Origin of the sequence: Wohlfahrtiimonas larvae, assembly GCF_002006755.1 — a bacterium.
GTDB classification, from domain to species: domain Bacteria; phylum Pseudomonadota; class Gammaproteobacteria; order Cardiobacteriales; family Wohlfahrtiimonadaceae; genus Wohlfahrtiimonas; species Wohlfahrtiimonas larvae.
This window is the reverse complement of record NZ_MVDO01000039.1, coordinates 23,129-31,015: the sequence shown is the minus strand read 5'-3', so window position 1 is coordinate 31,015 and position 7,887 is coordinate 23,129. Positions and strand designations below refer to the sequence as shown.

The following is a 7,887-nucleotide window of genomic DNA, read 5'->3' as shown; positions in this document are numbered from 1 at the left end:
CTGCGGCAATGCCTCAATATTCGCGTAATCAGCCACTCGCTCAGGCTCAAAGCCAAGCGCCTCCTTGACTGTTTCAGCAAATTTGATAGGTTTAGCAGTCTCTAAATACAATTGAGGAATACCTTCATCCTTATATTGAGCTGCAACAAAAATACCATCCGCTGTATGTGGATCAACCACTACATTGAACGCATCATACACCTTACGAATCGTTTCGACTCGATTTTCATGCAAACTTTGGCCTGATTCAATTCCCCAAGATTGACGCTCTTGCCAAATAGAATCTTTCGTTAAATCAAAATAACCTTGCTCATCAATTTGTTGCCATAATTGGCGAGTTTTCTCCGCGCCTAATAACAAATAGATAAAACGTTCAAAGTTACTTGCTTTTGCAATATCCATCGATGGGCTTGACGTTAAATGAACATCCTTTGAAGCACGCGGACGATAAATACCTGTTTTAAAGAATTCATCCAAAACATTATTTTCATTCGTAGCCAAAATTAATTTACGAATCGGCAATCCCATCGCTCGTGCATAAATACCTGCAAAAATATTACCAAAGTTGCCTGATGGAATGACAAAATCAACAGGCTCTCCCACTTCTTTCACAGCAGCCAAGTAAGCTTTAAAGTAATAAACAATCTGCGCTAAAATTCTTGCCCAATTAATAGAGTTAACTGCGCCCAATGCATTTTTAGTTTTATATTCAGCATCATTATTCAGTGCCTTCACTAAATCCTGGCAATCATCAAAAACGCCATCCACTGCTAAGTTAAAAATGTTTGCATCCTGCACTGAATACATTTGTGCCGTTTGAAATGGGCTCATACGACCATTTGGGCTTAACATGAATACATTAATTCTTGGTTTACCACGCATGGCATGAATTGCACTTGAACCTGTATCACCAGATGTTGCGCCCACAATATTCAAATGCTGATTTTTTTTCTCTAATAAATAAGGGAATAACTCCCCTAAGAATTGCATCGCCATATCTTTAAAGGCAAATGTTGGACCATTCGATAACCCAACGACATAATCCTCATTTAAAGCAGAAAGCGAAACAATCTCTTCAATGCCAAATTTTTCTTCAGTATATGCTGCATTGATAATTTTTCTTAAATCTTCTGCCGGAATATCTTTTGCAAATAAAGAAATCACATTAAAAGCTAAATCTGTATAACTTAGGCCTTGCCATTCCTTCAATATTTTCTGATCAACTTTTGGCATATTTTTAGGCATCGCCAAACCGCCATCTGTTGCTAATCCACCTAGCACAACATCAGAAAAATCTAAATGTTGGCTCTCCCCTCTTGTGCTCACAAATTGCATGATATTTTCCATTCAAAGCTAATAAATAAAGAATGGGATTGATTAAAGCACATAAAGAAGAGAATCATCAAGATCAACTGTTAAAAATAAAATTTTAAATTTCATATGGATCTAACAAAATATAATCAATAATCTCAGCAGATTGATCATTAATAATCACAGTTGCAAATAACTGACTTTGATCTTGAGGGGAAAAATAACGTATAGGTAACCATTTAAATTGTTGATCAGCCAACTGATGCTTTTGAATAATGGCATCTGCTTTTAATTTTGCATCCTCATTTTTAGCAAAATACTCATAACCTTTTGCCATCTTAAGAACTTTTTTAATATTTTCTCCTTGATAAGGTACATAATAAGTCGGATTTTTTGAGATATCCAATCCAAAAACAGCATCATTATTCACTTCTATTCGCTTTTCTTCATCTGGCACAGTTGTTTCTAAATCCACAATTGCCATTTGAACACCTCTTAATAAAGGCAGTGCACTGAATAACCCTGATTCTGGTAATTTTGATCGATCAATATCTTGATCGACAACCATCTCAAAACGATCGGTATCAAATACAATATAAACAGGACGAGAAATTGATACTGTCCAAGCTCCCCATGAAAAAAATGCTAACTGGCAAAGTGTAATAACAGAAATATCTAGAAGTTTCTCTTTATAGCTTTTATATGCTTTATAAGATAAAGCTACACATAATGGTCCAACACCAAGATCCAGTATTACAATCATAAATATTAATTTATAACCTCCTAATTCTGATGCCCAAATATCTGGATACCATAAACTCACGATAAAAAAAGATAATCCACCAATTAAGACAAAACTAAAAATAAAGTGATAAATAAAAGCTTTTAAATTAAATATTTGAGAGAATTTCATGGTTATTTGTAAGTTTCTTTTTAATGACTAGATTTTATAATTATACAATAATTAAAGTTTTCTGCTCTTATACAATATACATTCATGCATCGCAACAAAATTGCTTAAAAATAAAATTTTTGAATTTTTCTTGCATTTAATGAGAATTCAATAATAGAATCGAACAGTTTGTAATATTATTACGCAGGGGAAAATACATGAGTCACAATACATACAATCCTTTTATACATGCTCAACAACAATTTGATCATGTTGCCCAAACATTAGAACTAGATGATGGCATGAAGGACCTTCTTCGATCACCAATGAAAGAAATCCACTTCTCTATTCCTGTTAAAATGGATGATGGCACTACTCGTGTCTTTAAAGGATTTCGCATGAAACATAACGAAGCGTTAGGGCCAGCAAAAGGCGGCTTACGCTTTCACCCACACGAAAGTGCAGATACAGTCAGAGCACTCTCAATGTGGATGACATGGAAATGTGCAGTTGTTGGATTACCATTAGGCGGAGGAAAAGGCGGCGTTATTTGCGACCCTCAAACCCTATCATTAGGCGAGCAAGAAAGAATTTGTCGCGGCTTCATTAGACAAATGCATCAATTACTCGGCCCCAATACTGATGTTCCTGCACCAGATGTAATGACTAACGGGCAACACATGATTTGGATGCTAGATGAATATGAAACCATCACAGGCGGGCATTATCCTGGAATGATTACAGGCAAGCCTGTAAATTTAGGTGGCTCTCAAGGCCGAACAGAAGCAACAGGTTACGGCGTAATTTATACACTAGAAGCACTGTTAGCTAAAAAGAAATTAAACATTAAAGAAACCACTGCTAGCATCCAAGGCTTTGGGAATGTCGCACAATATGCTGCTGAACTATATACACAATTAGGTGGCAAAGTTGTCGCAATATCTTGCTGGCATCAAAAAGATCAAAAAAGCTATACCATCCTTCATCCAGAAGGTTTAAATATTGCTGCACTAGTCAATATCAAAGATAAATTTGGTAGCATCGATTTAGACAAAGCCAAAGCTTTAGGGTATGAAATCACTAATGGTGAAGCTTGGCTATACCAAGAGGTTGATATTTTAATCCCTGCTGCATTAGAAAATCAAATTACCGCTGAATCAGTACCGCAATTATCATCTAAAGTTAAAATTATTTGCGAAGGCGCTAATGGACCAACAGCCCATGAAGCAGACGCCCTATTATTTGAAAAAGGTATTACATTTATCCCTGATTTTCTATGTAATGCAGGTGGTGTAACGTGCAGTTATTTTGAACAAATCCAAGGCAATACAAATTTTTATTGGGAAAAAGATGAGGTTCTAACCAAACTTAACCTCATGATGGTCAACGCATTTGAACGTGTCTATGCACTAGCAGAAGAAAAAAATATTGATATGCGTGATGCAGCTTATACAATTGCAATTCAACGCGTTAAAGATGCTGTACAACTACGTGGTTGGGCATAATATCCATCCCATTACAATCCCATTGAACTAATCAATGGGATTTTTACTGCTCACGACTTATTACGATTAGCCATATTATCGCCATCTGTTTTATGTAAAATAACAAAAATAAATGTCGCAAAGAATGTAAATATCCCCATAACAATCATCGTAGCCTGAAATGGCTCTGTTTCAGATGCAAATATTGCAACGGGTGAATCTGCAAAAACATTCATAAATATTGCTGCAAATGCTATTGCCAATGTCATAGATAACTGCTGAAATACAACCATCAAACTATTACCACTACTTACATTATCATCTGTTAAATCAGCCACTGTTAAAGTATTCATAGCACTAAATTGGATTGAATTAAAAAAACCTAACATAAACAATAGAACCATTAAAACAGAAATGTGTACTATTGGGGCCACAAATCCCATGATGATGATAATTATGCTAACCATAAGTGTATTAATGATCAACACACTCTTATAACCATACCAACGCATAATGGTTGTCACCATCGGCTTATTAATAAGATTAGCCAGTGCCAAAGGCACCAAAACCCATCCAGCAACATCTGGACTATAACCCAATCCCACTTGAAGCAATAAAGGTACAACAAAGGGAATACATGAAATACCAAGCCTTGCTAAAATACCGCCAAAAACGCCAACAAAAAATGTACGTATCTTAAATAAAGACGGTGAATACAATGGAGAATCTGTGTAATAAGCATAGATCCAATAACTGACCAACAATAACACACCAAAACATAACATCAACATTGAAAATAACTGATTATCTCTTCTAACGACAAACTCTAACCCTAAAATCAATAATGAGATTGCCGCTGCAAACATGATATAACCCCAAAAATCAATTTTTACTTTATCTGCCTTATAATCTGGCATGTAAAAAAATGCCAATCCAATACAAACCATACCAATTGGAATATTGATCAAAAAAATCCAGTGCCACGATAAATACTGAACCAAATAACCACCTAAAATTGGCCCTAACATTGGCCCAATCAATGCTGGTGTTACAGCATAACTAATAATTTTTAAAATTTGAGATTTAGGATATGTTTTAAAAATAGATAAACGCGCTACAGGAATAGACATTGCCCCGCCTACACCCTGCAAAATCCGAGATAATGTCAACTGAGTTAAATCCATAGATAATGCACACAAGAATGAACCCAATGTAAATACAAGAACAGATAATAAAAAGGTATATTTAGTACCAAATTTATCTGAAATAATACTACTTAAAGGCGTACATATAGCTAGTGTTAAAGTATAACTAATAATAGCAGCTTGCATTTGCAAAGGAGATTCATTGAGGTCTCTTGCGATAGCTGGCAACGCTGTATTTAAAATTGTTGTTTCTAGCATCTGCATAAAAATTGTAATACCTAAAATCCAAGGTAAAACTTTTTTGGTTTGCTCAGACACAATTGCCTGCCCCATATCATGACCTCACATATCACTATTAATTGGATAAGAATATTTCTTGATTAGTATAGGTAAAAGCAAGCTGTTATTCCACGAAAGAATAAAGTTATTTATGATTGATTTAATGAGTATTTTAAGATGGTCGGGGCAGAGGGATTCGAACCCCCGACCCACTGGTCCCAAACCAGTTGCGCTACCAGACTGCGCTATGCCCCGATAAGAATGCCGTTTCAACTATCTGAAACGGCATTTAAAAGATGGGGTGAACGACGGGGATCGAACCCGCGACAACTGGAATCACAATCCAGGGCTCTACCAACTGAGCTACGTCCACCATTGTACTGCCATTAAGAGTAATCGAGAATGGCGCGCTCGGCAGGACTCGAACCTGCTACCCTCGGCTTAGAAGGCCGATGCTCTATCCAGATGAGCTACGAGCGCTCTAACCTAAAAGCTTACTCTTAAAAAATTGGTCGGGGCAGAGGGATTCGAACCCCCGACCCACTGGTCCCAAACCAGTTGCGCTACCAGACTGCGCTATGCCCCGATGTCTTGTTCTCTAAAAGAGGACGCTACTATATAGCGAAATAAAAATACTGTCAAACAGATGCTCAATCTTTGATCAACAATTCAATTACTGCTAATCGTTTTGCTTTAATCACACTTGGAATCTCTTTAGGAGAAACATTTTTAATCAAAGGCTTAACATCAATCATTACTAATTTTTGATACACTTTAACTAGACATTCTTTTTGATTCAAAAAAAATTTTTTTCTACCTGAAATTTCTGCCAAAAACTCACTGCATTGTAGAAAATCCATCAATTGCTCAGGCTTTCTAAAAGCGTCTAATCCTAACAATAGATCTAACCATGATTCAGCATCCTGCGATATATCATCAAACCAATGCCCCCATTGTTTAAGCTTCTCTGCCATCACTTTTTCTTGAATAGATAAACGATACTGCATTGCAAAATTTTGAATATCTTTGGGTTCTTCAAATACACTCAACAACAATGCGACTATGATATGCATTGCTGCTCCCTGCTCTATCGCAAGAGATACAACATCAAACATCTTATCTAATTGATTACGATTTGAATCTGTAAAAAATTGTTCCAATGCAGGAAAAATTACTTTCAACGCACCCAATTCATGTAAAACAATAAAATACTGAATACCATGTTGTTCTTGCAATGCTTTATGTGTTTCCAACCAAATTCGCTCTGCAACTAGATGAGAAAGCTCTCCACTTTCAATCATCTTATGAACTAGCGTTTTAGTTTCCTCTGCAATGGTAAAACCTTCTTTATAAAAACGTGCATAAAAACGAGCTAAACGCAAAACCCGCAAAGGGTCTTCCTCAAAAGCATCACTAACATGACGCAGAATACGATTATCTAAATCTTGTCGCCCACCATAGGGATCAATGATCTGCCCCTGTTCATCCATTGCCATAGCATTAATGGTTAAATCACGACGCAATAGATCCTCTTCCAGTGTTACATCAGGTGTTGCAAAGACCTCAAATCCGCTGTATCCATGCCCATGTTTGCGTTCTGTGCGTGCCAATGCATACTCTTCTTTAGTCTTAGGGTGTAAAAATACTGGAAAATCTTTACCAATCTGCAAATATCCTTCGGATAACAAAAGATTGGGTGTTGCACCAACAATCACCCAATCTATATCTTTAACCTCTTTGCCGAGCAGTTCATCACGAACTGCTCCGCCTACCTTATATGTTTGGTAGCTCATAATTTTTAAAATCCAAATTCTGCCTTAGAGAATGCTATTCTCTCTTCAAAGTTCTCTGTTATACCCTGCTCTTTCAACATTTCCAAACGAGCCTCTACTTTCTGATTACGAGCAGCTAACCCTGAATCATTTGCAATCTGAATATTTAAACCAGGACGAGCATTTAGTTCTAAAATTAAAGGTCCTTTTTCCTGATCTAAAACCATATCCACACCAATATAGCCTAACTTAGATAACTCATAACATTTGCTAGCCAAAGACATAAAATCATCCCAATAAGGTACAATCAGGTCATTGATAGGATGATTCGTATCAGGATGTTTATCAATTTTGTCATTGAGCCACGTACCACGTAATGTAGAACCAGAACGTAAATTGATACCTGCACCAATAGCACCTTGATGAAGGTTCGCCTTACCGCCAGATTGTCGAGTTGGTAAACGCAACATTGCCATGACAGGATAACCCATTAGAACAATGATACGAATATCAGGCACACCTTCGAAACTGATAGATTTAAAGATTGGATCTGGCGTTACCCGATATTCAATCAAAGCTCTATCTCTCATACCACCCAATGAATATAAGCCTGTCAAAATATTGGAAACCTGATATTCAATTTCAGACATGGTAATTAACTTACCTGAAATCGTTTTAAAACGATTTTCATCAAAGCGATCAGCAATAACGATAATACCATCACCACCAGCACCTTGGGCTGGCTTAATCACAAAGTCTTTACGCCCTGTTAAAATTTTTCTTAACTTATGGCTAATCTCACTTTCTGTTTCAATGATGCCATACTGCTCAGGTACATGAATGCCTTCTTCAATCGCCCTAGCCTTAGTTAATATCTTATCATCCACAACAGGATAATATTTACGATTATTATACTTAAGGATATAGTCACCATTACGCTGATTAATCCCCATAATGCCACGCTCTTTCAGCAACTTCCATGTTTGAATATAACCACCAAACAT

6 protein-coding genes and 4 tRNA genes are annotated in these 7,887 nt (G+C 36.6%); 1 reads left to right on the top strand and 9 read right to left on the bottom strand.

Going from position 1 to position 7,887, the window contains the following annotated elements:
* Together thrC and BZK14_RS02845 are read right to left on the bottom strand one after the other, a co-directional pair.
* A partial coding sequence (thrC, locus tag BZK14_RS02850) for a threonine synthase (protein WP_077925084.1) occupies positions 1-1,335 on the bottom strand: 1,335 nt, incomplete at its 3' end.
* 94 nt (positions 1,336-1,429) lie between these two features.
* Positions 1,430-2,134, bottom strand: a complete 705-nt coding sequence (locus BZK14_RS02845; RefSeq protein ID WP_245831135.1) for a hypothetical protein — start codon at positions 2,132-2,134, stop codon at positions 1,430-1,432.
* Between the two features lie 287 nt (positions 2,135-2,421).
* Here BZK14_RS02845 and BZK14_RS02840 point away from each other — a divergent pair, with 287 nt between their 5' ends.
* Positions 2,422-3,708, top strand: a complete 1,287-nt coding sequence (locus BZK14_RS02840; protein WP_077925082.1) for a Glu/Leu/Phe/Val family dehydrogenase — start codon at positions 2,422-2,424, stop codon at positions 3,706-3,708.
* Positions 3,709-3,758: 50 nt separating this feature from the next.
* Here BZK14_RS02840 and BZK14_RS02835 read toward each other — a convergent pair whose 3' ends face one another.
* From BZK14_RS02835 to BZK14_RS02805, 7 genes are all read right to left on the bottom strand, one after another.
* Positions 3,759-5,165, bottom strand: coding sequence for an MFS transporter (locus BZK14_RS02835; RefSeq protein WP_077925081.1), 1,407 nt, complete (start codon positions 5,163-5,165; stop codon positions 3,759-3,761).
* A 124-nt stretch (positions 5,166-5,289) separates the two neighbouring features.
* Positions 5,290-5,366 (bottom strand) — tRNA-Pro (locus tag BZK14_RS02830).
* A gap of 42 nt (positions 5,367-5,408) precedes the next feature.
* Positions 5,409-5,484, bottom strand: a tRNA-His gene (locus tag BZK14_RS02825).
* Positions 5,485-5,514: 30 nt separating this feature from the next.
* Positions 5,515-5,591: transfer RNA gene (locus BZK14_RS02820), tRNA-Arg, on the bottom strand.
* Positions 5,592-5,620: 29 nt separating this feature from the next.
* A tRNA-Pro gene (locus tag BZK14_RS02815) sits at positions 5,621-5,697 on the bottom strand.
* A gap of 64 nt (positions 5,698-5,761) precedes the next feature.
* On the bottom strand, positions 5,762-6,904 hold the full coding sequence (locus tag BZK14_RS13565; RefSeq protein ID WP_077925080.1) for a tRNA nucleotidyltransferase/poly(A) polymerase-related protein: 1,143 nt from the start codon (positions 6,902-6,904) through the stop codon (positions 5,762-5,764).
* 5 nt (positions 6,905-6,909) lie between these two features.
* Positions 6,910-7,887 (bottom strand): alpha-L-glutamate ligase-like protein, encoded by a 978-nt coding sequence (locus BZK14_RS02805; RefSeq protein ID WP_077925079.1) that lies wholly within the window; start codon positions 7,885-7,887, stop codon positions 6,910-6,912.

Coding starts and splice junctions, on each gene's coding strand:
- BZK14_RS02840 (WP_077925082.1), top strand. CDS start 2,422: ATGAGTCACAATACATACAATCCTTTTATACATGCTCAACAACAATTT.
- BZK14_RS02835 (WP_077925081.1), bottom strand. CDS start 5,165: ATGGGGCAGGCAATTGTGTCTGAGCAAACCAAAAAAGTTTTACCTTGG.
- BZK14_RS13565 (WP_077925080.1), bottom strand. CDS start 6,904: ATGAGCTACCAAACATATAAGGTAGGCGGAGCAGTTCGTGATGAACTG.
- BZK14_RS02805 (WP_077925079.1), bottom strand. CDS start 7,887: ATGTTTGGTGGTTATATTCAAACATGGAAGTTGCTGAAAGAGCGTGGC.